Annotated in this window: 2 protein-coding genes and 1 pseudogene; 1 reads left to right on the top strand and 2 read right to left on the bottom strand. The window is 67.8% G+C overall.

All coding sequences use genetic code 11. The features are described from left to right. Positions 1-237 (top strand): annotated as a pseudogene (locus AOK08_RS46890) (hypothetical protein); the annotation flags it as partial. Positions 238-279: 42 nt separating this feature from the next. Here the strand turns inward: AOK08_RS46890 and AOK08_RS38620 are convergent. After that, positions 280-987, bottom strand: a complete 708-nt coding sequence (locus AOK08_RS38620; protein ID WP_157876980.1) for a hypothetical protein — start codon at positions 985-987, stop codon at positions 280-282. A gap of 29 nt (positions 988-1,016) precedes the next feature. Next, the coding region (locus tag AOK08_RS38615) for a ribonuclease domain-containing protein (RefSeq protein WP_198539522.1) at positions 1,017-1,464 on the bottom strand (448 nt) is incomplete at its 5' end.

Genomic DNA, 1,464 nt, shown 5'->3' with positions numbered 1-1,464 from the left:
ACGGCGGCGGCGACGTCGTCGGGCCTCCCCCTGCGGGGTACGCAAGCCGAAAGCCTTCTGGATCAAGGCGAAATCGACCACAGTGCCGCCATCGCCCACAAGGCACTCGTCCTCGCACAGCGGATCGGCGCCTCCCGCTGCGTACGCCAGATCAGCGACCTCACCCCCCGCTTCGCACCCCACCGCCAAGTCCCGGGCGTCGAACAGCTCCTCCACAGCGTACGAACGGCGGCATGACCTCGGCGCTCATACCGTCGGGCGCGCGGCCATGGCCCGACGCTAGGCGCGCGGATTCCGGTACCCCGAGCGGTTGTACTGCCTCCAGCCGCTCTCGGTCATCATCCGTCGGCCCCCCATGAGATCCCGTACGACCTCCTCCCAGGCCGGGTCGTCCGTCGGCTCGTAGTCGGCGCGGATGTGGTCGACGAAGGTCCACCACCTGTCGAAGCACGGTGGGTCGTGCTCCAACACGCGGTCGTGGTTGGTCTGGAGGTCGGAGGGGCGGGTCGGACCGGTCATGGTCCGGCGCCCCAGCGACAGGGGGCCCTCCTTGCGCAGCGCCTCCAGTCGTCGGGGCACGTCGCCGACGGTGGAGGCGTACGGAGGGAGTTGCCACACCGGCTGGACCGCGTCGAAGAGTTCCGCCTTGGGGTGCGGGCCGAGCCCGATGGTGTTCTCGAAGATCCAGCGCAGCCTTTCGCAGATCGCCTCGTTGAGGTACTTGGCGAACCAGTAGGCGTCGCCGAATTGGTAGAACTCCCGGCTGATGCCTATGTGCACCACACCGGTGTCGTACAGCAGCCAGAAATCGTGGCTTTCGAGGCCGTGGCTCTCCGAATGGAGGAGATAACAGGTACGGAGCCGGCCGAGCGGCAGGTGCTCGACCCGTCTGCGCCGCCAGGGCGTCCCGCGTCGGCTGACGGTCAGCGACCGGCCGTCGAACGCGAAGGTCCACCCCGCGAACACCATGAACATCGGGTCAGACATTTGTTCAATTTACCGAATTCACCGGCACCTCAAACCACCGAGCGGGGGCGGGGCGGCGCCTGGAAGCGCCCGAGGTAGTGGAACCTGTTGTAGTGGTCGAACGTGGCGTAGACGTCGCCGGTCCTGAAGTCGCGCACGATCCGCGGTGCGTCACGGCCGGCTCGCGCCTGGCTGTGGAAGTCGATGTCGTACTCCACGTACGTCGACCGGTGCCACTGGCCGAAGCGGTCCGTGTAGCTGGCGTGGGCGTCACTCCGGCCGGCCCCGCGCTGTATCTCCTGGTTGGAGACCCGGTTGCCGTAGTCGTGGAACGTGCCGCCGTAGTAGAGGAACATGTTCGCGCCCCGGCCCCAGTTCGCGGCGGGCTCCCAGTAGCCGTACCAGTGCCCGCCGTCCGCCCAGCCGGGCCATCCCGCACCCCGCTGATACCGGAGGCGCTGGTAGTAGTTCTGGTTGGACCAGACCCCGCAATCGCCG

Origin of the sequence: Streptomyces graminilatus (assembly GCF_001418565.1) — a bacterium.
Taxonomy (GTDB): domain Bacteria; phylum Actinomycetota; class Actinomycetes; order Streptomycetales; family Streptomycetaceae; genus Streptomyces; species Streptomyces graminilatus.
The sequence above is the reverse complement of the archived record's forward strand: the minus strand, read 5'-3'. Positions and strand labels throughout refer to the sequence as shown.